The organism is Thermodesulfobacteriota bacterium (assembly GCA_034189135.1).
Lineage (GTDB): Bacteria > Desulfobacterota > Desulfobacteria > Desulfobacterales > JAUWMJ01 > JAUWMJ01.
This window is the reverse complement of sequence record JAXHVO010000019.1, coordinates 1-22,816: the sequence shown is the minus strand read 5'-3', so window position 1 is coordinate 22,816 and position 22,816 is coordinate 1. Positions and strand designations below refer to the sequence as shown.

At 44.1% G+C, this 22,816-nt stretch carries 20 protein-coding genes; 7 read left to right on the top strand and 13 right to left on the bottom strand.

Annotated features, from left to right (window positions below; genetic code table 11):
- Nucleotides 1-15 precede the first annotated feature (15 nt).
- Together SWH54_02210 and SWH54_02205 are read right to left on the bottom strand one after the other, a co-directional pair.
- Nucleotides 16-336, bottom strand: a complete 321-nt coding sequence (locus SWH54_02210) for a thioredoxin family protein (GenBank protein MDY6790060.1) — start codon at nucleotides 334-336, stop codon at nucleotides 16-18.
- A 127-nt stretch (nucleotides 337-463) separates the two neighbouring features.
- Nucleotides 464-1,066 carry a hypothetical protein gene (locus SWH54_02205; GenBank protein MDY6790059.1) on the bottom strand — a complete coding sequence of 201 codons (603 nt, stop codon included), beginning with the start codon at nucleotides 1,064-1,066 and terminating at the stop codon, nucleotides 464-466.
- A gap of 376 nt (nucleotides 1,067-1,442) precedes the next feature.
- On the opposite strand from SWH54_02205, the gene SWH54_02200 reads away from it, so the two are divergent.
- Nucleotides 1,443-2,855 carry a sigma 54-interacting transcriptional regulator gene (locus SWH54_02200; protein ID MDY6790058.1) on the top strand — a complete coding sequence of 471 codons (1,413 nt, stop codon included), beginning with the start codon at nucleotides 1,443-1,445 and terminating at the stop codon, nucleotides 2,853-2,855.
- On the opposite strand, the gene SWH54_02195 is transcribed toward SWH54_02200, so the two are convergent.
- Nucleotides 2,845-3,327, bottom strand: a complete 483-nt coding sequence (locus tag SWH54_02195; GenBank protein ID MDY6790057.1) for a hypothetical protein — start codon at nucleotides 3,325-3,327, stop codon at nucleotides 2,845-2,847. The genes SWH54_02200 and SWH54_02195 overlap by 11 nt on opposite strands.
- Before the next feature lie 27 nt (nucleotides 3,328-3,354).
- Nucleotides 3,355-4,311 carry a 4Fe-4S dicluster domain-containing protein gene (locus SWH54_02190; protein MDY6790056.1) on the bottom strand — a complete coding sequence of 319 codons (957 nt, stop codon included), beginning with the start codon at nucleotides 4,309-4,311 and terminating at the stop codon, nucleotides 3,355-3,357.
- Nucleotides 4,312-4,983: 672 nt separating this feature from the next.
- On the opposite strand from SWH54_02190, the gene trxB reads away from it, so the two are divergent.
- From trxB to SWH54_02175, 3 genes are all read left to right on the top strand, one after another.
- Nucleotides 4,984-5,910, top strand: coding sequence for a thioredoxin-disulfide reductase (gene trxB / locus SWH54_02185; protein MDY6790055.1), 927 nt, complete (start codon nucleotides 4,984-4,986; stop codon nucleotides 5,908-5,910).
- 127 nt (nucleotides 5,911-6,037) lie between these two features.
- Nucleotides 6,038-6,232, top strand: coding sequence for a zinc ribbon domain-containing protein (locus SWH54_02180; GenBank protein MDY6790054.1), 195 nt, complete (start codon nucleotides 6,038-6,040; stop codon nucleotides 6,230-6,232).
- A gap of 214 nt (nucleotides 6,233-6,446) precedes the next feature.
- Nucleotides 6,447-8,543, top strand: a complete 2,097-nt coding sequence (locus tag SWH54_02175; GenBank protein MDY6790053.1) for an ASKHA domain-containing protein — start codon at nucleotides 6,447-6,449, stop codon at nucleotides 8,541-8,543.
- Nucleotides 8,544-8,565: 22 nt separating this feature from the next.
- Here the strand turns inward: SWH54_02175 and SWH54_02170 are convergent, their stop codons facing one another.
- On the bottom strand, nucleotides 8,566-9,153 hold the full coding sequence (locus SWH54_02170) for a hypothetical protein (protein ID MDY6790052.1): 588 nt from the start codon (nucleotides 9,151-9,153) through the stop codon (nucleotides 8,566-8,568).
- A 169-nt stretch (nucleotides 9,154-9,322) separates the two neighbouring features.
- On the opposite strand from SWH54_02170, the gene SWH54_02165 reads away from it, so the two are divergent.
- Nucleotides 9,323-10,873 carry a methylenetetrahydrofolate reductase C-terminal domain-containing protein gene (locus SWH54_02165; protein MDY6790051.1) on the top strand — a complete coding sequence of 517 codons (1,551 nt, stop codon included), beginning with the start codon at nucleotides 9,323-9,325 and terminating at the stop codon, nucleotides 10,871-10,873.
- 63 nt (nucleotides 10,874-10,936) lie between these two features.
- Complete coding sequence (locus tag SWH54_02160) at nucleotides 10,937-11,353, top strand: ACT domain-containing protein (GenBank protein ID MDY6790050.1); 417 nt, start codon at nucleotides 10,937-10,939, stop codon at nucleotides 11,351-11,353.
- Nucleotides 11,354-11,466: 113 nt separating this feature from the next.
- On the opposite strand, the gene SWH54_02155 is transcribed toward SWH54_02160, so the two are convergent.
- Nucleotides 11,467-12,267, bottom strand: a complete 801-nt coding sequence (locus SWH54_02155) for a 4Fe-4S binding protein (protein ID MDY6790049.1) — start codon at nucleotides 12,265-12,267, stop codon at nucleotides 11,467-11,469.
- A 502-nt stretch (nucleotides 12,268-12,769) separates the two neighbouring features.
- Between SWH54_02155 and SWH54_02150 the strand changes: the two genes are divergently transcribed.
- The gene (locus SWH54_02150) at nucleotides 12,770-13,639 is read left to right on the top strand and encodes a DMT family transporter (protein MDY6790048.1); all 870 of its coding nucleotides are present in this window, start codon (nucleotides 12,770-12,772) and stop codon (nucleotides 13,637-13,639) included.
- Between the two features lie 11 nt (nucleotides 13,640-13,650).
- Here the strand turns inward: SWH54_02150 and fabD are convergent, their stop codons facing one another.
- The 7 genes from fabD to SWH54_02115 form a co-directional block, all read right to left on the bottom strand.
- Nucleotides 13,651-14,589 (bottom strand): ACP S-malonyltransferase, encoded by a 939-nt coding sequence (fabD, locus tag SWH54_02145; GenBank protein ID MDY6790047.1) that lies wholly within the window; start codon nucleotides 14,587-14,589, stop codon nucleotides 13,651-13,653.
- A 57-nt stretch (nucleotides 14,590-14,646) separates the two neighbouring features.
- The gene (hemA, locus tag SWH54_02140; GenBank protein ID MDY6790046.1) at nucleotides 14,647-15,912 is read right to left on the bottom strand and encodes a glutamyl-tRNA reductase; all 1,266 of its coding nucleotides are present in this window, start codon (nucleotides 15,910-15,912) and stop codon (nucleotides 14,647-14,649) included.
- Between the two features lie 170 nt (nucleotides 15,913-16,082).
- The gene (gene ccsB, locus SWH54_02135) at nucleotides 16,083-16,904 is read right to left on the bottom strand and encodes a c-type cytochrome biogenesis protein CcsB (protein MDY6790045.1); all 822 of its coding nucleotides are present in this window, start codon (nucleotides 16,902-16,904) and stop codon (nucleotides 16,083-16,085) included.
- Nucleotides 16,905-16,912: 8 nt separating this feature from the next.
- Nucleotides 16,913-17,578, bottom strand: a complete 666-nt coding sequence (locus SWH54_02130) for a bifunctional precorrin-2 dehydrogenase/sirohydrochlorin ferrochelatase (protein ID MDY6790044.1) — start codon at nucleotides 17,576-17,578, stop codon at nucleotides 16,913-16,915.
- 825 nt (nucleotides 17,579-18,403) lie between these two features.
- Nucleotides 18,404-19,357, bottom strand: a complete 954-nt coding sequence (locus SWH54_02125) for an MBL fold metallo-hydrolase (protein MDY6790043.1) — start codon at nucleotides 19,355-19,357, stop codon at nucleotides 18,404-18,406.
- 549 nt (nucleotides 19,358-19,906) lie between these two features.
- Nucleotides 19,907-20,932, bottom strand: coding sequence for a TRAP transporter substrate-binding protein (locus SWH54_02120; GenBank protein ID MDY6790042.1), 1,026 nt, complete (start codon nucleotides 20,930-20,932; stop codon nucleotides 19,907-19,909).
- Between the two features lie 306 nt (nucleotides 20,933-21,238).
- The coding region (locus tag SWH54_02115) for an ATP-binding protein (GenBank protein ID MDY6790041.1) at nucleotides 21,239-22,816 on the bottom strand (1,578 nt) is incomplete at its 5' end.

Here is a 22,816-nt window from a genome sequence, read left to right as displayed (position 1 = left end):
TTTTTTGTTCAAACCCTAACCCAAGGCTTTATCAATTGCTTCGGAGAGGACTTCAGCCTTTTGAAGACCAATGAAGCGTTCAATTTCAGTACCGTTTTTATAAATGATCAATGTCGGGATACTGGTAATTCCCAGATCCATGGCCGATTGCTGATTTCCATCGACATTTATTTCTATGATTGAAGCTTTGCCATCATAGAGCTTTGCCAGCTGATCGACGATAGGCTTTTGAGCAATGCAGGGTGCACACCAAGGCGCGTTGAAGTCTACCAGGCTTACACCGGTTTGAATGGTTTTTTTAAACTGCTGCCGGCTTAACGGTTTATTTCGGTCCACTTGCTTTACCCTTTACTTAATCTAAATCGAGCAATTTTTTATCTCACAAAGCCCGCCGGTCGCAAAGAGATGATCAATACGATCCATAGGGCTTTGTTAGGACATTAACAAATAATCATTCATTGTGTTATCCACCGAAGTTCCCCGCTCCCAAGATTTGCATGGCTTCGTCTGCACTTACCCGAAGTTTGGAAAGGTTGTCGTCAAACGCTTTACGTTCGGTTCGAATGTCGGCTATGCCGGTTTCAGGTGTGCAGTTCTTCCGGATTTGGTCGATCCTGTCGTCCATCTCCGCAATGAGCATATGGAGATCTTCGATGTTGGGAAGAATTTTGTCCTTTTCTCCACCGGGCAGCTTTTCAATACCACGTACAATATCATAGACATTAGCCTTCCATGCGGCAAGTTCCGCCTCCATGGTTTTACAACAGTTCATTGCTTGCATCGTGTCCACATCTGCTGTCATGCGAAGAGTTGTCAATAACTTATCGAATAGCTCCTTTTCGGCTCTGATATCGCCGATCCCGGTTTCAGGGGTGCAGTCGGCTCGGATTTGTTCAATGCGGTCATCCAGCTTCGCAGTGAGTGTATGGAGTTCTTCGATATTGGGAAGAACCTTTTCCTTTTTACCACCGGGAAGGTTTTCAATATTGCGTACAATATCATAAACATTGGCCTTCCATGCGGTAAGTTCCGCCTCCATGGTTTTACAACAGTTGAGTGCTTGCATGATTACCTCCTTTCTTGGGGATATTAAAAATAATTAATATACTGCGATGCAATCCTCATGCTTTACCGGCATCGCTTCCGGCTTTTTCCGCTTTTAAGCATTAATATCTACAAATTGTATGCCACTGCTGGATTTCTTTATGAGTGAAATGGAGCTGTTTTTACAACTAGCTGTTTTAACAGCAGGATAAAAAACCAAAATGGCCCTCTATATAAGACAACTGGGTTTTGCTTGGCATTCTTCCGATACCGGTTGACAACACAGTTAACGTTACGCTATATTAAGTATAGCGTTTTGTAACGTTAAGGTAACGCTGGTGAGTCCAACGCTTGCAAAAAATGACTCACTATTAAATCATTCGAGGCAGACAATATCCATGCAAGATAAAACCCATGAAATCTGGAATTTTAGATTCGTGAATCAAATTATAGACTCCATGGCTGACGGGGTATTTACCATGGATGCCGACGGACGGATATCGTCATGGAATAGATCCATGGAGCGCATCAGCGGGTATAAGGCAAAGGATGCCATAGGGAAAACCTGTCAGCTTCTCCGTTGCAGCCGCTGCTTTGGTAAGGAATGTCCTGCCGGCATCGAGAATTGCGGCATTATGGAACACGGATTTTCCGAGGCCAAAGATTGCCATGTGCAGCATAAAGATGGACACGATGTTCCGGTGATCAAGAATGCCAGTGCGGTCAGGGATGAAGGCGGTCGTATCATCGGGGTGGTCGAAACGGTTACCGATCTTACTGAATTGAACAAGGCGCGAAAAAAAGCAGAAGAAGCCGTACTTAGGCTGGGTGAAATCCACCGTTTGGACAACATCATCGGTAAAAGCCAGGCGATGCGCAAGGTTTTTACGGCCATCAAGGCCGCTGCATCAAGCGATGCCACTATACTGGTACATGGAGAAAGCGGGACCGGCAAAGAGCTTGTGGCCGGTGCGATTCATTATAACAGCGAACGAAAGGACAAGCCCCTTATTACGGTTAATTGTTCAGCCCTTTCGGAATCCTTACTGGAAAGCGAGTTGTTCGGGCATGTAAAAGGTGCTTATACCGGTGCCATGCGAGATCGCTTGGGGCGCTTTGAAGAAGCTCAAGGAGGAACCATCTTTCTTGATGAAATCGGCGAACTCAGTCCCTTTATCCAGGTAAAGCTTCTTCGTGTTTTGCAGCAACGGGAAATCGAACGCGTGGGTGAATCGCGAAAGCGTAAAGTCGATATCAGAGTGATCACCGCAACCCACCAGGACCTTTATAGCCGCATCCGACAAGGATATTTCCGGGAGGACCTGTACTATAGAATCAAGGTATTTCCCATTTATCTTCCGCCAGTTCGAGAACGAAAAGAAGACCTACCACTTTTAATCAGTCATTTCATTAAGGCGCAAAACCGTAAAACCGGTAAAAAAATCCAGGGGGCTACTCCGGGAGCATTGCGTATCCTTATGGATTATCCCTGGCCGGGAAACGTCCGGGAGATTGAGAATGCGATTGAACATGCATTTGTGCTTTGCACCGGAGAACGAATCAACCCGTTTGATTTGCCGGTGGAAATCCGTCAAAGCCAATATTCGGTCTCAACTGCGGCCATACCCGAAAGATTAAGTTCTAACTCTGTTCCACGCAAGAAGCTGTCAAAACAGGCTCTGCTTACCCTCTTGGAGGAGTGCGATTGGAACAAGGCCGAGGTCGGAAGAAGAGCAGGGCTGAGCAGAACTGCAATATGGAAGTATATGAAAAAATGGGAAATTCCCCTTAAAAACCCATCTAATGCCTGACCTCAAAATACCATTTCTTGTTAAAAATAACACTGACCAACCCGGTCATTAGAAGCACCATCACCAGGGTGAGATGGCACAGGTATAAAAAAATGATAAAACCGGGAGCAAACCCGGAAACCTCATGGTTTCTTATCACCAGAAGGATCCCGGTGATGAGGAGCCCGGCAACCACTGATCCCCGGATGTAACCGGACAGCGTAATTTTTATTTTTTTTCGCCTGAGGACCAGATATTCGATGATAATATACGAAATGATTCCGATCAGCAGTATGGCAAACAGATAATGGATATAAAGGGTGACGTAATACTCAGCCAGCCATCCCAGTCCCGGGATATCCGCAATATAATAGCGCTTGAAAATCGGCATGTTCCCAAAACCGGTCAGAACGAGAAAAAAAATGGTTGCCCGGTATAAGTAGCGGATGATCTTATTTTGGTTGAATTTTGAAGCAGTTATATCAAGGTTCATTGACTTCCTCCGTGGAAACTTATGGTATTACTTACCGGTTTTGGTCATTTGGTAGAATTTACCTGCAGCGGCGGCAAGTCCGGCAATCGGTGCGACAATCATGGCCGCGGCAAGGTTGTTTGAATCGGCCATGCTATCCTTTACCGGCTGCAGATGGGGCTTTCCCTTTCCTTTTTCAATGGCCTGGTTCAGTTCCTGGAACGGAACCGGAGACACGTATATCGTATTGGTTCCACCGTTTTCTTTTTCACCATAGATATATCCGCCGATCTCTTTGGCCAGTTTATGAGCCTGTTTAATGATTTCGTCCCTTGGCCCGATGGTCTGAACATCTTCGGGGCAGGCTTCTATACAGGCGGGCAACTCTCCGTCCGCAATTCTGTTATAACACCGGTCGCATTTGTACATCACACCGTTTCCCGCCAGTGACGGAAGCATATCAAGATACAACCCCACACCGGTCTGACGTTCAGGAATATCCCAGGGACAGACGGCTTTGCATTTGGCACCACCCAGACACAGTTCAGGATCGATCCTCGATATGCCGTTTTCCAGCAGCCTGGCCGATCCCCACGGGCACAGCTTAACACAGGGCGGGTTCACGCAGTGCATGCAGCGCCTGGGAATCGTAAGTTCGGTCTCTTCCCCGTTGATTTTAACATTGGCATGCTGAATAAAAAGCCAGTTGTAAGGTGTCAGACGGTCTGTCACATACTGTTTGTCCGACCAGTCCATTACCGGTACGCGATCTGGATACATTTTAGGAAACGGTTTTTTCGGGTCAGGAAATTTCTTTTCATTTACCTCTTTACAGGCCTCGACACAGGCTTCGCATCCGATACATTTACGAATATCGAGAAGGGTGGCGAGCTGCTGTTTGTCTTCAGCTCCTGCAGCACTTGCCGGGATGCCCGCTGCAGCAAGGGTGCATGCCGTGGCCATGGTTCCCTTTAGAAAAGATCTTCTGGATAATTTGGTTTTCATTTTATCTCCATTTAAAAAAAGTTTATTCAGATATCGTTAAGAGACCTTTGAAAAATGGTAATTTTTGTTCGAGTTCAAGGAAGGCGAAAATTTCAAACACAGGAATATATTGAATATTTCGAGGATTGAAATTTGAGCCTGACGAAGAAATCGGGCAAAAAGTGACGTTATGCAGAGGTCTCGTTAAGTGATATCATAAAAACCACTTGTCAAAGTCTTAAGTTGTTGTTTGTAGCAATTATGTTGATGTCATCCTGTACTAAGTCTTAAGTTAAATCAATATTAGAATAAGTCAACGACAGCAATATTTATGCCAAAAGATTTTGCCATATGACGTCAGAGTATGATTAAAAAGAAATCGATCATGATTTTTCTGTTCGTTTGATTTTTTATATGAAAACTCCTTTTTGGCATTAAAATTGCTTATACTATATTCGAGGGGTTTAACTTGGCATTTACCTCCATCGTTTGTTTTACTACCTCACAAGATGCAAATCGGCCCGTATCCTCATATTATAATAATACTCCATCAGGGTCGATTTGCATTTTTGTAATTTTGGAATAGTTGTAAATGTTGACTTAATACAATTTATCATTAAAATATGTCTACTGCGTGTGAGGGGTTGATTTTTAATTTCTCTTTTTAAAAGAGAAATAAGAAAGGATATTAAAATGAAAAAAACGGACTATGATCTGGTTATCATTGGTGGAGGGCCTGCCGGTCTTACAGCAGGTATTTATGCATCACGGGCAAGACTGAATGTGCTTTTGCTGGAAAAGACCGCACCTGGCGGGCAGGTTCTTACAACAGACTGGATAGAAAACTTCCCGGGCTTTCCCAAAGGAATCAGCGGGTATGATCTGGTAACCAAAATGGCCGAACAGGCGAAACACTTTGGCCTGACCATTGAAACCGGTGAAGTGCTTTCTCTCGGCCTGTCTGAACCGATAAAGAAAATAGAGCTAAGCGATAAAACCATGACCGCTGGTTCCATTATTATTGCCACCGGTGCTTCACCGAGAAAACTGGGAGTTCCGGGTGAAGATATTTTTATCGGCAAAGGGGTATCCTTTTGTGCAACCTGTGATGGGCCGTTTTTTAAAGAAAGTGTTGTTGCTGCTGTCGGCGGTGGAGATACGGCAGTACAGGAAAGTATTTATTTAACCAAATTTGCAAAAAAGGTCTATTTAATACATCGCAGGGATGAATTAAGGGCCACCAAGATTCTACAGGAACGCGCAATGGCAAACGATAAAATTGAGATTTTATGGGATTCGGTATTAACCGGCATCGGGGGTGGCTTGACCAATGTTGAGAAAATAACCGTAAAGAATTTAAAGACTGGTGAAGATAAAGAACTCCCTGTTTCCGGATGCTTTATCTGGGTGGGCACTTTTCCGAATACTTCGTTTTTAAAAGATTCCGTCAAAGTGGACAAATACGGCTTCATTATTGCGGATTACAATATGGAAACATCGGTACCCGGCGTATACGCTGTTGGAGATGTTAGAAACACCCCTTTGCGACAGGTGGTAACGGCTGTGGGAGATGCGGCCATCGCTGCTGTTTCCGCAGAGCATTATATCGAGAACAATTAATGACCTAAGGAATAAAGGGTGCCAAGGCAAAAGAAAAAAGTAAACCACCCACACCCATCGAAGATCTCGTTATACAGAGGAAACGTGGCAAAAAACATCAAATGAACACAAATTTGGAGGTTATCATATGCCCATCTATGAATATAAATGTGAAAAATGTGGCCACTCTTTTGAGAAACTGGTTTTCAACAGTGATGATGAACCTGTTTCCTGCCCCGACTGCAAAGCCAAAGATGTGAAAAGGCTTCTAAGTTCAACCGGTTTTATCAGCAGCTCCGGAGGGAGCGGCTGCGCTGCCGGTGCCCCGTCAGGTTTTTCCTGAGCCGGATAGAATCTAGCGGCGGTCAGCCGCATGAAAAATTTGTCCTCGAGAAAATCCTAAAACGAATAAATCGGAAAAAATTGCTATTAAGACATAAAGGTTGAAATTTGCTTATAAAATTTATCTTTGAACCGGGTGCTTATTGGCAAAAGCGCTTTGTTATAGAAAGCACAGATTTCGAAATGAAGGAATAGACAAGCTGGAGATCATCTGAATGGGAAAATGTGTAAACCATCCTGACAGGGAAACAAATTATTTATGCATGAAGCACAACGTTTATATGTGTGAGGAATGTATTAAATGCCGCGATCCGGAAATTTACTGTAAATATCGTTCTTCCTGCCCCATTAACTTTCTATCTAAAAAAGGTGTGGAAGGTTGGGCTGGAGAAGAAAAAAAGGTGGCAGAAGAGATCGAAACAGCCACTGTTCTGTTTGAATCGGACAAAAAAGAAATAACCGTGCCAAACGGATCATCCCTGCTGGAGGCTGCCCGAAAAGCGGATATACACATTAATGCCTCATGTAACGGAAAAGGGGCCTGTGGAAAATGTAAACTGATCATAAAATCAGGACCGTTTGAAACCGATGACACACCTTTGCTGAGTGATACGGAAAAAGATAAAAATTATGTCCTTGCCTGTTTAACCGAAATCAAAGGGAATATTATCGCAACCGTTCCCGAGGAGTCCATACAAAAGAAACTAAAAGTTGCCGGCATGGGAAAAGATGCAACCAAGAAGCTTAAAGGGCTGGTGACCAAGATCGAGCCGATGTTGGAAAACTTTCCGCTGGAGCTTGATCAACCTACCCTGGAAGATTCCGTCAGCGATCTAGACCGGCTTACCCGCGGCTTAAAAAAAGCAGGCTGCGATGTCAGCCGTTTAAGTGTGGGACTGAAAGTGATGCGGCAACTGGCGTCAACAATGAGGGAAGACGACTGGAAGGTTTCCGCTTCCGTGCTTCATAAAAAATGCTCATCCGAAGTATTAAGAGTTGCCCCTGGAAACGGCTCAAAGAGACCTCTTGGGCTGGCAATCGATCTTGGAACCACATCGATCGTGGTTTACATCGTAGATATGACTGACGGAACCATTCTTTCTGCCACCTCCGGTCATAACCGCCAGGCAACCTGCGGAGACGATGTAATCAACCGCATCGTCTGTGCTGAAAAAGACGGGGTGAAGAAATTAAGCGGTATGTCCCTTATCACCATCAATAATCTTATCAGTGAAGCAACCAGCAGCCTGGAAGACGATTTCAAACAGATCGAAAATGTGGTCATTTCCGGCAACACCACCATGACCCATCTCCTTCTTGGCATCGAGCCGAAATATATCCGGCGCGAACCTTATATTCCTTCAGTTTCGGAATTCCCCATTTTAAAAGCAGGAAACATCGGTATCAAGGCCAACCCTGTTGCTGCCGTTTTTGTTATACCGGGACCCGCCAGTTATGTTGGCGGCGATATCGTATCCGGTCTTTTATATACAGGATTTCACCGAGAAGAGCCTTTAACGCTTTTTATTGATGTGGGCACCAACGGTGAAATTGTTCTGGGCAATAAGGACTGGCTGATGACCGCCTCATGCTCGGCAGGCCCGGCATTTGAAGGCGGCGGAATCCGATGGGGGATGCGTGCTGAAGAAGGAGCCATCGAAAAGGTTTCCATACATCCGGAAACGCTGGAACCGGAAATTTCCACCGTGGGAGATATCCTTCCACGTGGTATTTGCGGTTCAGGGATGATTGACCTGATCTCCGAAATGCTTAAAACCGACATTATCGGCCCCAACGGAAAGTTCATGCTCACATCCGATCATCCAAGAATGGAGAAGTATAAAGGTGAAGGATCTTATATCCTTGAATTTGCCAAAAACACTGCGATGGATGAAGACATCGTATTTACCGAAACGGATATAAACAGTCTTGTTTTGAGTAAAGGAGCGGTATATGCCGGCTTCTCCGTGCTGCTTAACGAGGCGGGATTGGATTTTTCCATGGTAGACAGGGTCATCATCACCGGCGGGTTCGGACAGTACCTAAATATTGAAAGGGCCATCACCATCGGTCTGTTGCCGGATATAGACCGTGACAAATTTTCCTATCTTGGCAACAGTTCCATTGCAGGTGCATACATGGCGCTTCTGTCAGACGATTATCGCAAAGAAGCCAGGAGCATCTCAAATAACATGACGTATATCGACTTTTCCAGCAACAGCAAGTTCATGGATGAGTTTACATCCGCTCTTTTTCTACCCCATACAAATATGGATTCCTTCCCAAGTGTAAACAAACTGCTATCCGCATGATTTAAATCTTAGTGCTCGATTTTTAATCCTCAAAGATTATATTTTCGAATACTCCTTTGCAATTTTTCAATATCTTGTCTCTCATTTCCGCCACGTAACCCGGCCTGATTTCATCTTTCCAGCGAGGATAACCGCCTTGCCAGACATATATTAATAATTGCTGAAATCCAATGCGGGTAAAGCGATAGACACCAAGTTCAATTTCGCTGCCATGGTGTGATACAGTAAATGAAATTTCCTGAGGCTTAGCGTAGTTTGCTATCATTTCAGAAACCTGTGGTTGGGTTTGAAATCCTTCAGGTTTTTGTTTGAAATCCTCAGGCCCTTCAGGAAACGGAAAGCGGCGATAGATTTCACCCATAAACCCGCTTAAATGATTCCCATGAATAGCCCCCATCAGGTCCCCGATATCTTCCGGTGATTTGATAAAATAAACCCGCCAAAGTGCCTGATAAGACTCCTTACCTGCGTTTTCAGCAAGACTTCCCATATAGTTGCAAAAATCGGTGGCAAATAAAAAGTAGTGGTCACAAAGCAGCATATCGGAATCGATGTTGAAGAATCCAAAAGCGATAGTTCCGTGACTGAGCGAATTGAAAGCTAACGGCATCGGGTGGTTTCCTTTCCTTGACTAAGTGAGCCAGATTGTATATTTGGATATAAATAGTATGACTCATTTATGAGATATTAGAAGTAATATACCAAATTGGATTTAAGTCAAGTTCATTGAGGTCGTGAGCAGGACAAAGAAAATCAATATGAATTGAAATTTATTTCTTATGTTAAGAATTTTTCAACATGATATTAATGACCCTGACCGTTTTGTCGTAACGCTGGAACTTGTTCCAAGGAGAACTTCTTTTGGAAAGTCAGTTGATAAAATACTTGCCATTGCAAAGGATGCTTTTGCAGACGGTCGAATATCCGCTGTTTCCATAACAGATAATCCTGGTGGAAATCCATCCCTTAGCCCGGATGTTCTCGGGCGTGATATTTTTAGCCTTGGAATGGACGTAATTGTTCATTTTACCTGCCGTGATATGAACCGCATTGGACTGGAAAGCAGGGCACTTCAACTTTCAAGGATGGGAATGAAAAACATCCTTGCGCTGACGGGTGATTATCCCGGCAAAGGCTTTGGTGGTCAGGGAGCGCCTGTGTATGACCTTGATTCCGTTAGTCTTACCTGCATGCTTTCAATGCTGAGCAGGCGGCTTTATGAATCAGGCGATCCTGATGAATTTTTTACCGGCTGTGCGGTTTCACCATTTAAGGCCACAGAGAGTGAAGGTTTTGCACAATATGCAAAGCTGTGCCGCAAGGTAAACGCCGGAGCCTCTTTTGTGATAACCCAGCTGGGGTATGATTCCCGCAAATATGAAGAGCTGACTCTAATTATTAAAAATATGAATCTAAGCATTCCTGTGCTTGGTTCGGTTTATCTCCTAAGCCCTAAAGCGGCCAGGGCAATGAACAAAGGCCTGGTGCCCGGCGCGGTTGTGGCAGACCATCTATTTTACCAGGTGCAGAATGAATGGAAAGACAAAAAACATGGATTAAGGCTTGCCGTGGAACGGACTGCGAAACTTGCTGTTACTCTTAAAAAGCTCGGTTATCGGGGCATACATATTGGAGGTGTGCAAAGGAGTTATAAAACAGTTGCCAATATACTCGATCGTATGGATGAGATAGAGAAAACCGGGGAAGATTTTTTTGATGACTTTAATTTTTCCGGTTCAAAAACATATTATGCTTTTTCTGATAATTTAAATCATAAATCCTTTTCATCTTCTGAAAAAAAACTTTCAATATTAGAAAAACTTAAATTTCGCTTTCTAAAAAAAGGGCATGATATATTTTTTAGTTTTGATTCTCCTGTTGCGCCTTTATGTCGAATGGTAGCCGAATGGATTGACAAAAGGGGCCTTGGCCGATGGTTGAAAATTCTACTTGAAGACCCTGTCAAAGGATTGCTGCTTTCCTGTCAAAAATGCGGCGATTGTGGTATCCAGCACCTTGCTTTTCAATGTCCTGAATCCGGATGCCCCAAGCATACCAGAAACGGAGCATGCGGGGGGAGTAAAAACGGAATGTGTGAAGTGTTTCCTGACAGAAGATGTGTCTGGGAAAAAGCATATCATCGCCTGGTATCTGTAAATCAAACCGATGTTATGACAAATGAATGCATCCCGCCAAGAATGTGGGAACTGGATCACACCTCCTCATGGCTGAATTTTCATCTAAAGCGCGATCATCAGAGTAAATCATCGGATCTGATCAAGTCATGCAGCTCTGATAGATGCAGATTTGATTCTGCAAAGTTTCACTAAAACATATAAAAGAAGAAATTTTATTTGCGGCTGAGTGTTCTCGGCGTGCATGATAAGGTTGATATGGATAAAATATCATTAACTGTATTAACGGGTGAGTTTTCTATCCATAAGCTGCATCCCTCCACAAAGATACCTGATACGATTCATGAGAGCAAATTCTATCAAATTTGCCGAACAGATGAGGAACTTTCAATCGTATGTGAAACACGCCTTTCCATTAGAAGCGACCATGAGGAAAAAGGATGGGCATGCATACAAGTGGACGGCCCCCTTGATTTTGGCCTTACCGGTATTCTTGCCGGCATTTCCCAAGTTTTAGCTGAAAGCAACATCAGCATTTTTGCCATATCAACCTATGATACGGATTACATACTGGTAAAACATCATTCTTTAGATCACGCAGTCAGGGCTTTTAAGGCAAATGGATATGCAGTCAGGACGGAGGCCGCAACAAAATCCGATCAGCCACCGGATTAAAACTCGTACGGGCGGTTACTGTATTGTACGCTTGGCAAAAGATCAATTTTCCCTTTTTCTTTAATTAATCATATTGAACGATGTGGCGGGAAGAAATTATACGAAGGTACAAATTAAGTGCCATAACGTTTAGAAAAATTTTCAAAATCTGAAGACGAAAATATTTCAGCAAACCTTTGACCTTGTTTGCTATGACCCTTATAGAAAATGATACAGTTCTTTATGATATCGAGTACTTCGTCTTCACTATAAATTCCGGGCAGTTGTTTTGCAAGTTGCGGGTGCCTGCCCAGCTTTCCACCGAGCTGCACCTTAAAGCCGATTTTACCTGTTGAAATGGTCCCGGTGGGACAAGCCTCCATGCATTTGCCACATGCCAGGCACCGATCATCATCAATATCCGGCCTGTTGTTTTCCTTTTGCAATGTAATGGCATTTTCCCGGCACGCATCGACACATGCCTCGCACAAGGTGCAAGCCTCATCCGTCAAAACAGGCTGGCTGGCTCCAATAATTCCAATATCTTTAATTTGCGGCTGGGAACAGGCATTGGGGCAATCAGCCAGGGTTATCCTGAACTCGTGGTGAAACTTAAGATCTCCCTTAACCTGTTGTTTTAGAAAACCGAGCAAGTCTTCTTCTTTAACAAGCGCTTCAATCCGTTTCAGCAACTTGTCTCCCTTATTTGCCCGGTTTGGGCAGCCGCTTGCCCCAAAACAGGTATCGAGCTGATACCCCTTTATTTCCGAACTTATATTGGATAGAAAACGCGCCTGGGTAGCCTTAACATCCGCAAGCGATACCGTTTTTTTACCCGCCTGGGCGGCTTCTCTTTCAATACGTGCACGTACTTTTTTTCTTACAAAAAAAGGTACCTTTTTTACCGCCGCTTCGGCCTGCGAAGTCCATTTCATAACGTCTTTCTCCAATTTCATGAGCAATGATAATTATTTAAGGGGTCGGGGAGTTTCCTCCTCAAAGTTTTTTTTGAGTGAACCGTTTGCGTTTTAATGATTGTCAAAAGTTCGTCTGGAGGAGTCCCTATTCGGCCGTATCAGCCTTAACAAATGATTGTAGAGCCCTGTACACGCCCCCTATCGACTGCAATGCACATACAGGTAGAGACGATCATTGCCTGCGTGGGAATCTGTCTACTGGGGCTGGCTCAAATCTAATTTTCAGCGAGATAGCTGCCGTACGTTAACTCCTCGATATGGTTGTTAAGGCTGATACGGCCGAATAGGGACTCCCCCAGACGAACAGAGCAGTGATTGATAAACTCCCCGACCTCTCAATTATTTTTAAAATATTTACCAATAAAATATATCCATATCTCCCTAATTTGAGTAATTCTTGAAGGTGGTTGTAATTTGTGTTAGGTGAGTCCGGCACTTATTGTACAAACAGGAAAATAAAATGATTATATATATAAAGCTGTTTTTAACCGCTGCTTTCTGGGGCGGGACGTTTATCGCCGGCAAAGTCCTGGCGCAAAACGTAGGCCCGTTTTCAGCTTCCTTTCTGCGGTTTTTGACTGCATCATGCTTTCTTTTAATAATAACCTGGAAAATGGACGGGCGTTTACCTGGAATGCACAGGAAACAGATCTTCCCCGTCATTCTCCTGGGGCTTACAGGTGTGTTCTCCTATAACGTCTTTTTTTTTAAAGGACTGAGGCTAATTGACGCGGGTCGCGCTTCCATTATTATCGCCAATAATCCCATATTCATAACCATCTTTGCTGCGCTTATTTTCAGGGAAAAGCTGACCCTGCCTAAATTCATCGGAGTGCTGATTTCGGTTACCGGCGCAGTGATTGTTATATCAAAGGGTAACCTCAACGCTATCCTGAGCAGCGGTCTGGGTTTGGGAGAGTTGTATATTTTCTGCTGTGTTGCCAGCTGGGTTTGTTATTCTTTGATTGGAAAAGCCGTGATGAACGCCCTTTCGCCCCTTGTTTCCGTGACATACTCCGCAATCATCGGTACGGCCTGCCTGTTTGTCCCTGCCCTGTTTGAAGGAATGCTAAGCGATATGAGGCATTATATGGTCAGCGAATGGGTAAGCATATTTTACCTGGGATTCTTCGGTACCGTTGTTGGTTTTGTATGGTACTATGAAGGAATTAAAAAAATCGGCCCCACCAGAGCAAGCCTTTTCATCAATTTTGTGCCTGTCACCGCGATCATACTTGCCTTTCTAATTTTAAAAGAGCCAATTACGCTGTCCCTTTTCATCGGAACCGTATTTGTTTGTTCAGGTGTATACCTTACCAATAGATCTTAAAATTACATTGATTAACCCGCATCGGTTAAAAATTGCTCCAGGGTTTTCATATTATTTACTGAATAAATTTTTCCCCCGTACTCCTTTGGAAGAATCTTTCTGCTTAAGCCACTAAGGACTCTCCCCGGACCCACCTCCACGAAAATGTCGATCTCTTCTTCAATAAGCTTTCGCATGGAATCATACCATCGAACCGGACTGACAAGCTGTTTTGCCATAATCGATTTGATTTGGGCGGGATCTTCCTCATAATCTGCCGTGACGTTGAAAATAACCGGTTTCTCCGGCTGATTGAAGGCAAACGGATCGATAAACTCCCTGAACTTTTCCTCCGCTCCTTTTATTAATTCACTATGCCAGGCACCGCTTACTTTTAAAGGGATCGATTTAGCGCCCTGTGAGGCGGCCAGGGAAGACACCTTTTTTACCGGTTCAGGAGCGCCGGTAATGACAATCTGCAGCTCGGTATTATGGTTCGCCACCGACACCACACCATCCTGTTGAACATCTTGAACAATTTCGTCCACCTTTTCAATGGGCAGGCCGATAACAGCATGCATGGCCCCGGCATGTTTTATCGATTCATCGTGCATTAATTCCCCCCGCTTATAGACCAGGGCAACTGTATCCTGATTTGAAACGATACCTGACGTACAAAGGGCGCTGTATTCGCCGAGACTGTGACCGGCTGAAACATAAGGTTTTAATCCTTCTTTTTTAATGGCAGCAAGAAATGCAAGATTTACCACTGTGACCGCCGGCTGAAGGTTTACCGTCATGGTAAGATCTTCCATGGGTCCTTTAAAGCAAAGTTTCGAGATATTTATCCTGCACGTCTCTTCGGCCATATCAAAAAGTTCTCTGACAAAATCATACTCCTGATATAAGTCGAGCCCCATTCCCACCGACTGGGAACCCTGTCCCGGAAAAAGAAATGCTATTTTTTTCAAAATATACCTCCGAACAGATCTTATAAATCTGATTTCAATTTTTTATAAACAAGCGTTTTATTTGTCCAACCTGAACAACTTCCTGGCCACATCCAAATAAACCGACTTATCCCGGTGAAAGCCATTGCCTTTTAAAACAAGGGTGGGATCGTGTAAAAATTTATTGACAATTGCGTCTGTCATCCTCTGAATGGCCTGCGAATCAGCACCTGAAACAAAATTCAGCTGCATTGTTTTTTCTATCTCCGTTTTTGCAATGGTTTCGAGCTTGCTTCGCAGAGCAACAATGGTCGGAACCACATCGAGATTGTCATACCACTCCCGAAAACGGATGACGGCTTCATCCACGATTCTTTCCCCTTTGATGGCCTCTGCTTTTCTATCTCCTAAATTTTCATCAACCACACTTTTTAAATCATCAATATCATACACATAAGAGTTGTTCAGCCGGTTTATGCCGGGATCAATATCCCTGGGAACTGCAATATCTATGAAGAAAAGGGGCCGGTTGCGCCTGTTGCGCATGGTTCCTTTTACCTGGTCGGGTCTTAAGATAAAATTTGAAGAACCGGTTGAGCTGATAATGATATCCACTTCCTTTAAATAATGGGTGAGCTCTTTAAACTTGATCGCCTGACCGTTAAATTTTTTGGCCAGTTCAACGCCCCGTTCAAAGGTTCTGTTTGCTACAAAAATCTCACCGGCTCTGTTTCGAATCAGGTGTTCAACCGCGAGTTCCGCCATTTCACCTGCACCGATCAAAAGAACCTTTTTGCTTTCAAGGGTGCCGAATATCTTTCGCCCAAGTTCAATGGCCGCATAACTTATCGATACGGCGTGATCTCCTATTCCGGTTTCACTTCGAACTTTTTTTGCCACAAAAAAAGTTCGATGCAACAAACGATTTAAAATAACACCGGACGTTTTTTTCAATGTGGCCTTCCGATATGCTTCTTTTACCTGCCCCAGAATCTGTGGCTCACCCACCATCATGGAGTCAAGACTTGAAGCGACTCGGAAAATATGCCTGACCGCTTCATCACCTTCATGCACATACAGCGCATCCTCAAATTGGCTAACAGGAACTTTTTTAAATTCAGCAATGAACTCCTTTGCCGCATCAGTACCTTTGGTCCTGTTTTCAGTTACAAACAACACCTCAACCCGATTGCAGGTGGAAAAGATTAAAGCCTCCTTAATAAACGGATTATTATGAAGCGATACCAGCCCTTCAGCGGTCTCTTCTGCTGAGAATGCCAGACATTCCCTCAGATCTACACTTGCTGTTTGGTGGTTTATTCCAAGCAGTATGATATCCGCCATAACTTTATTTCGAGCATCCAGCGAAATTACTGAATTGCTAACTTTTTGTTCTATATGGTTAAAAATAAAAACAATCGCCAAAACAGGCAAAAAATAAAATTAACTTTCGTGCTTTCCCTTTTTCGCTTTTGGGTGATAAAAATCCTTTTTCCCGCTTTATCCGGGTTGGTTTAAAATCTTGTAAATACGCCATGGTGCCCTTTTAGTAAAAAGTTGACACCAAAAAAAGTAAACAACAGGACTGCAAAACCGACAATGGCCATAATGGCTGCTTTTCGCCCCCGCCATCCAACTACCAGGCGTTCATGGAGAAGGGCGGCATACAGAAGCCAGGTGATGCCGGACCATACTTCTTTCGGGTCCCAGTTCCAGAATCTACCCCACACCGCTTTGGCATACACCAAACCGGTAATCAGCCCAATGGTGAGCAGGGTAAAACCGACCACGATACAGGCATATCCGGTGGTATCCAGCAGCTCAAGTGAAGGAAGTCGCCGATAAAAAAATCCGTGAGTTTTAGTCTTTATGGCGTGCTCCTGCATTAGATATAAAATTCCAACCAAGCAAGCCAGCGCAAACGAAGCCTCCCCGATAAAAATGGTGATAATATGGGAGATCAGCCAGAAATTTTTAAAGATATTGGTCGGCTGAGCAGGCTCACCGGGCAATAAATAGGCACCCATGACCACCAGAACTATCAGCGGCGCAGCGAATACTCCCAGAATTTTAAGCTTGAATTTATACTGGATGATTAAAAAGACCCCTGCAATGGCGCATCCAGCCACCATGAGAGTTTCCCGAAGATTATGCGCAGGAAAATGACCTGTTTTTATAAATCCGGAGGCAATGATGGCCGTATGGAAGAAAAACCCGACCAGCAGAATAATAAATCCCGTCCTTTGCAGATAGTCTTTCTGCAAGAAAAGATATGCCAAATATGTTGCCGCACTTAGCATGTACAACAAGATAAAAATGATTGTTACAATTTCCATTGATCCCACTATATTCCGGTTTCCATCAGCAGATCAAACTCAAACCCTTCTCCAAGAACCTCGCGCAGCAAAGAATCAATTTCATCTTTTCGCCTGTCGCGGATCATATTAAGGAGACCTCTGCCGATAAGCTGTTCAAAAAGTCGTTTATGCGCCTCTGGTTGGTGTTTTTGGCTTAACAGATTTTTTCGTATCGCCCCCATCAAGCAGAGTAACTCCGCATACTCACTCCCAAATTGTCCTTCAAGTTCCAGACGCAATTTCTTTGCTAACGCCGGACTTTTTCCGGAAGTTGAGATGCTGATGGTCAAATCCCCCCGGTGAACGATGGAGGGCAGGATAAAATTACAAACTTGAGGGCAATCTGCGATGTTGCACAGTATATTACGCTTCTCTGCCGCTTCGCTGATTTTACGGTTTAAGGCTTCATCATCGGTGGTACCCATCACCAGAAACATGCCGTCAAGATCAGTCGCTCGGTAAGCCCTCTTTTTTAAAACTATTGAATGGCTGCCGGCGAGCTCAAGCAATTTTTCTTTAACATGAGGGCTTACAACAGTCACTTTTGCGCCACATTCCACCAGTTTGCGGACCTTCCGGGTGCCGACAGCTCCGCCCCCGACCACTAAGCATTTTCGATTTTTTATATCAAGGCTGACAGGATAATATCGCATGGTGTCTCATTTATTTTTCTCATGGGTTGATTGGTCGAGCCACTTCCTTAATGCTGCCAATGAGTTTAAAGGTAGCTAATTGATAAATCAAGGAAATATTGCAATTAAAAACCAAGATTCCGTCACTGTCCGTAAAAAGCTCAGGCATTATCCAGCCAGCCGATGCTTTTCCCGCAGCCTTTGCGAAAGGCGACGAATCATTTTAAAGGCTTCTTCCACCGTTTTTTCCTTATCCGGATTGACTATACAGTTTCTCAAAAATAAATTTCGTTTTAAATGATGAAAAACTCGTATACAAGAAGTCTTAAACAAAGAACAGACTGACTTTATAACAATTGCTTTTAGTATGAGAACTGGTGCAACAAATTGACCATATTGCACTTAAGTTCTTTGTTAGCGATTTCTAACACTCGGTGAAGCTTACTCATTTAAAGCGGAAACAACTTGAGCCTCGAAGCTATTTTATAGTAATATTTATCTCACCGTTACAATATGTTTTTTCCATGGAAAAGGAGATAAAGATAAAATTGGACATTCATATCCATTTGTGTGGATCCCTGCAAAATAGAGATAAAACATGGTGAGTTTGCGAATAGAACAGGCTTGGAATTTGAAACCCTGATGTTCGAGGGATAAGACCTTGCTTTTCGTTGAAACAAATATTTACTCTGGGCAATGGGGTATCAAAAACTTCGTACACAAACGAATTGGCTTTATCGGAGATGACACACGACCGTAGTTTGTCTTTCTCAAACGGAATCAATGATTAAAATAGATCGGAGCTGTTAAATCTCTTAATATTTATTTTATCAATACACTCGTTCGCTAAAGCACGATCCGGCTGCCGACACTGTTGAGGACAAAAGCCTCGGGCATTTCCTCGGCAAACCGTGCAATTGCTTTGAACCCGGTACAATGCATTGGCGAAATCAGTTGCAAATCCATTTTTTTCATTTCTTCAATGGTGGGTTCAATCGAAGGCTCCATAACTGGTCCACTCAAATGAAAACCGCCAATGACAGCACAAATCTTTTTTTGACCGGTTATTTGGCTGGCATATAAAACAGAATTCATGATACCGGCATGGGCACATCCGGAAATCACCACCAGTCCCTTTGGACCGAGATTTATGACCAAAGACTGGTCATCCTTGAATGTATCTGAAATAAACTTGCCATTGCGCTTTATCAGAGCCCCTGGCATCCCTTTTTCAAATGAGGTGGTTCGGGGGACTTCACCGGTAACCAGGATACAATCCTGGCCCAACAGGAGCGGGTCTTTGTTTTCCATCACATCTGCCCCCCACTCTTTAAGCGTATCTAAAGAGGGAAATTCAGGTAAAAACACCTGTTGATCTGAAGGAAATCGAATAGAGCGGGGCAAAAAAGCGTCCGGATGAAAGATGAGTTTTGTTCCCGATCCTGCTAAATCAATAACTTCCTTTAACGCCCCAACATGATCCATATGGCCGTGGCTGAGAACAATTGCCTCAACATCTTCTAACGACAGCCCCAGATATTCAAGGTTGTAGGGAACGGCAACATTTGTATAGCCTGCATCAAGTACGATAGAATGAGTCTCTTCCTTTGCCCGAACATTCACCAGAAGGGAAAGACCATGCTCAGCCAGCAACGTGTTTTGGGGAATTATGTCTTCTTTAGCAAGGGGGGGCCGGATGACTGTTTGATTCCCTGGCAAAAGGACATCGGAAAAATTATCCACCAGGGTAATAATCTCTAGTCCATCTGCCTGACGTAAATGTATGATCTCTTTTTTCATTTTCACCTTGTCCTCAATTTGCACACCGGGATAAGACTTTACTTCTCTGAAAGGCGAATATATATGCAGGACCCTTGGGTGTCAAGAACTTAATGAATACAACATGTTGAGAAGAGAGGGCGGGTTTATTCCCGCCTGGTGAAAATATCCGATTAAATGGGCGAAGTACGGATGTGTGCGTCAAATACACGACATTTTTATGATGCTTTTTCTGATAAATCCTGACGCGGCATGCCCCATGGGGGATCTCTTTTTTTAAACCTGCATCAACCGTTCGGGTTCCATGGCACGATGGAATGGTCTTGAAATTATTCCTGACCCACCCACAGAGTCAATGCCCGTAATGACAAAAACAATCTTTGCCGGCTAAAGGCATTGTTCAAGACCCGTGAGGCGCAAATTGCACGATACACTCTTTTTGAGATGAGGTGTTTATAAAAACCGACCCCATGGGACACGGATGCACACTGTTCAACCGCTATCTGTAAAATGTCGGGTAGAAAATGGCCTGCTTAGTAAGTGGCCGCACTCACGGCTGGGCCGTTTCCTCTATTTGCTGTATTTTTTTAACATTTTTACGGTGTAGTCCAGGGCTTCTTGTGCCGGTAGTCCTTTTGCCTTGGCCGCTTTTACATATTCACCCAGGACAGGGTCAACAATTTTTTTCCACTTGGAAGACTCTGCAGCTGAAAGATTTATAAATTTTCGCCCTTTTGAAAGCATAAATTTTTTTCCTTCTTCGTCGCTTGAATCCCAGGCTGCGCCATGCTTGGGAATCCATTCCTTATTGATCTGTGTAATAATTTTTTTGATATCCGCAGGTAGGGCGGCCCATTTACCTTTGTTCATCACCACGTAAAATGTGGAGGTATTGGCTATGGATAGGTCAAGGGTGCAATATTTTATAACCTCGGCCATTCTCCAGCCTTTATTGACTTCAACGGGATAAAGGGCACCGTCCGCGATGCCTTTTTGGAGTGCTTGATAGAGCTCCGGCATAGGCATGGTTACCGCTGTGCCACCCAAGGCCTTGACTACCTTTGCCGTGGTCCCGTGGGAACGTATCCTGAGACCCTTAATATCGGCCAAGGTTTTGACTGCCTTATCCCTGGTGTGTAAGAGACCAGGGCCATGGGCATGGAGATACATGACCTGCACATCACTCAGCTCTTTGGGTTTGAACTTGTTGGCAACGGCATTGGCGACTTTGGTAGCCACAGAGCCCGATGGATACCCTATGGGCAGATCCACCACCTCTATCAGGGGGAAGCGGCCACGGTTATATCCGAAGAGGCAGAAACCGATATCCGATAGTCCCTCAACCACGCCGTCGTATACCTGTCTGGCTTTGGTCAGGGTTTGCCCGGGATAGTGTTCGATCTTGACACGACCATCGGTCCTTTTCTCGATCTCTTTGCACCAGGAATCGGCCAGTTTTGCCTGGATGTGGCTGGGTGGAAAAAAGTTACTGTAAGTGAGTTTTATGGGTGCGGCTTCTGCGTTGAGGGAGCCCATCATCATAAAAGGGACGCATATGGATGCAACTAATAAACACACAAAAACATTCTTCTTCATGGGGAAATCCTCCTAGTTGTGGGTGAGAATGAAGTCTTTTGCCGCGTTTAACCAAAATCGGTGCCTCTTTTCACCTCCTTTTACACAAAAATTTGGGTGGGTTTATCAATTTTTCATTTTGTTCTAAATATAAAGGGATAAGACCTTGCTTTTATGAAAGACGAGTATATGTTCGGGGCACTTGGGTGTCAAGAACTTCGTGTATACAACATGTTGAATTGACTTGATCGTAGATAACACGCGTCCGTGGTTTGGCTTAAACACTGTTGCCTGGATCACAGACGGTTAAAATGTTTTGCCATGCTTTCAGACTGATATACTTTGAGCAGGAAGGTAGAACGAAAAGGCTGCCCCTTTCCCCGGGCCGTCACTTTCCGCCCAGATTTTACCCCCATGCAGCTCCACCAATTTTTTTGTCAGTGACAAACCCAACCCGGTTCCCTGAAAATTCCGACTGGCTGAATTTTCAACCTGTTCAAAGGAATCAAAAATACGCTCCAAATCAATTGACTTAATGCCGATTCCCGTGTCACTGATGCTGACCTCAATTCCCGGTGGTCCGGTGTGCTGTTGGTCCAGGACATCGTCCTGGTTGTCATTGCTTGAACAAGCTTTTACGGTTATGCTGCCGCCATCCGGAGTAAATTTCACTGCGTTGGACAGCAGGTTGTACATGATCTGCTTGAGCTTGCGTTCATCAGCGGTAAACGTATCGGGGAGATCAATGAAATGCCGTGATAATTTTATCCCGTGGTTCAAGGCTTTCTCTTTTATCATTGTCAGGCTGTTCTCCAAAAGTCCTTGCAAGTGAACCATAGAGGATTCCAGCTCATACTTTCCGGCCTCTACTTTTGAAAGGTCAAGGATGTCATTGATCAATAACAGAAGGTGCTTTCCACTACCGTGAACATCCGAAAGATATTCCGTCTGAATTTGGTTCAATTCGCCCAAGTTTTTATCCAGGATCAGCTCGGTAAACCCCAAAATATGGTTCAGTGGGGTACGGAGTTCGTGGCTCATATTGGCAAGAAATTCGCTTTTGGCCTTGTTGGCCCTTTCAGCTTCCAATTTGGCTCTTCTGCTGCTCTCCTGCGCCTGCTTCCGCTCTTCGATCTCGAATTGAAGTTGTTCATTGGCCTTAACAAGTTCTTTGGTGCGTTCATCAACTCTTTTTTCTAAGGCTTCATAGGCCTGTTGCAGCGCCTCCTCTGCCTGTTTCCGAGCAGTGACATCGGTTGCCACCTGGAGCCTTACAATATGACCCTGGTCCCAGTTGATGGCACGGTCATAATTGACATACCATCGCCGGGTTACCGGGTTTTGGTCTTCCCAGATATGCAAATCACCTGGTTCACCGTCGGCATCCAACAGTTTATCATTGGTGCAAAAACAACAAGGTCCCGATTCGTTTCGGAAAACTTTCCAGCAGACCTGACCGGTAAAATCTTTATTAAAACTTTCGATCATATGGCGGTTCATAAAAAGGATCTTATAGTTATCCATGTCCGCCACGTACACATCTGCATCGATGCTGTCTAAAACAGTCAGAAATCTCTTATGGGATTCCTTGAGTTCTTTTTCGGCCAGTTTTCTTTCGACAATCTCGTTTTGCAGGATCTGATTGGTCTTCCGCATTTGCTGACGCTGACTGTCAACAGTGGAAAATGCCCTTGAGAACCGCAGCGACTGCAGGAAGGCCTGGCTAAGGATAAACAGGAAAAGCCCAAGGGGAAATAAATCGGTTGTATGGATGATCGTCTCATTATTTAGTGTCTGAACGACAATTGAAAACTGTTTGAATTTACGATGTAAAATCGCATAGAAGTAAAACGAAGATTTTCCAGAAAATGCATAATTTACTTGCATTGGCAACTCGTTAAAGGT

Excerpts from the sequence above, each read along its gene's own strand:
- SWH54_02175 (MDY6790053.1), top strand. The coding sequence starts at position 6,447 with ATGGGAAAATGTGTAAACCATCCTGACAGGGAAACAAATTATTTATGC.
- SWH54_02160 (MDY6790050.1), top strand. The coding sequence starts at position 10,937 with ATGGATAAAATATCATTAACTGTATTAACGGGTGAGTTTTCTATCCAT.
- SWH54_02120 (MDY6790042.1), bottom strand. The coding sequence starts at position 20,932 with ATGAAGAAGAATGTTTTTGTGTGTTTATTAGTTGCATCCATATGCGTC.
- hemA (MDY6790046.1), bottom strand. The coding sequence starts at position 15,912 with ATGGCGGATATCATACTGCTTGGAATAAACCACCAAACAGCAAGTGTA.
- SWH54_02155 (MDY6790049.1), bottom strand. The coding sequence starts at position 12,267 with ATGAAATGGACTTCGCAGGCCGAAGCGGCGGTAAAAAAGGTACCTTTT.
- SWH54_02125 (MDY6790043.1), bottom strand. The coding sequence starts at position 19,357 with ATGAAAAAAGAGATCATACATTTACGTCAGGCAGATGGACTAGAGATT.
- SWH54_02165 (MDY6790051.1), top strand. The coding sequence starts at position 9,323 with ATGTTAAGAATTTTTCAACATGATATTAATGACCCTGACCGTTTTGTC.
- SWH54_02195 (MDY6790057.1), bottom strand. The coding sequence starts at position 3,327 with ATGAACCTTGATATAACTGCTTCAAAATTCAACCAAAATAAGATCATC.
- SWH54_02170 (MDY6790052.1), bottom strand. The coding sequence starts at position 9,153 with ATGCCGTTAGCTTTCAATTCGCTCAGTCACGGAACTATCGCTTTTGGA.
- SWH54_02180 (MDY6790054.1), top strand. The coding sequence starts at position 6,038 with ATGCCCATCTATGAATATAAATGTGAAAAATGTGGCCACTCTTTTGAG.
- SWH54_02205 (MDY6790059.1), bottom strand. The coding sequence starts at position 1,066 with ATGCAAGCACTCAACTGTTGTAAAACCATGGAGGCGGAACTTACCGCA.
- SWH54_02190 (MDY6790056.1), bottom strand. The coding sequence starts at position 4,311 with ATGAAAACCAAATTATCCAGAAGATCTTTTCTAAAGGGAACCATGGCC.
- SWH54_02130 (MDY6790044.1), bottom strand. The coding sequence starts at position 17,578 with ATGCGATATTATCCTGTCAGCCTTGATATAAAAAATCGAAAATGCTTA.
- SWH54_02200 (MDY6790058.1), top strand. The coding sequence starts at position 1,443 with ATGCAAGATAAAACCCATGAAATCTGGAATTTTAGATTCGTGAATCAA.
- ccsB (MDY6790045.1), bottom strand. The coding sequence starts at position 16,904 with ATGGAAATTGTAACAATCATTTTTATCTTGTTGTACATGCTAAGTGCG.
- trxB (MDY6790055.1), top strand. The coding sequence starts at position 4,984 with ATGAAAAAAACGGACTATGATCTGGTTATCATTGGTGGAGGGCCTGCC.
- SWH54_02150 (MDY6790048.1), top strand. The coding sequence starts at position 12,770 with ATGATTATATATATAAAGCTGTTTTTAACCGCTGCTTTCTGGGGCGGG.